At 46.8% G+C, this 417-nt stretch carries 1 protein-coding gene; it reads left to right on the top strand.

Annotated elements, in window-relative coordinates; translation table 11 throughout:
• Positions 1 to 167: 167 nt before the first annotated feature.
• The coding region (locus UF06_RS05470) for an MFS transporter (RefSeq protein ID WP_045569549.1) at positions 168 to 417 on the top strand (250 nt) is incomplete at its 3' end.

Raw genomic sequence — 417 nt, 5'->3', positions numbered from 1 at the left:
TTTCTATGTCGAGCTCGTCAAGGCCACCTTGGTAAACATTCGTCCTTATGACCCTCGAAAATTGAATCAGCAAAGCACTGTGCTTTGTTTTCAATGGTACGAGAAGCATCCTTGCTAGTTTCTGCAAAGAAATGGCTGATGGCAAGGACACAACTAGAGGTAAAAGAATGACAGAAAAAGCTCAAAGCGCTCCCCAATCTCAAATCAGTTTTTTACTGTTTCTTGTGCTAGGTGCAATTGGCGCGCTAACGCCATTGGCGATCGACATGTATCTACCGGCAATGCCGACCATCGCAAAAGATTTGGGCTGTGCAGCTGGTGCGGTTCAAATTACATTGACGGCTTATACGGCGGGTTTTGCGATTGGTCAGTTAATTCATGGGCCGCTTGCCGATAGCTTTGGACGCAGACCTGTAC

The organism is Vibrio sp. S234-5 (genome assembly GCF_000960595.1).
Lineage (GTDB): Bacteria > Pseudomonadota > Gammaproteobacteria > Enterobacterales > Vibrionaceae > Vibrio.
This window is presented reverse-complemented; position numbering and strand designations above follow the sequence as displayed.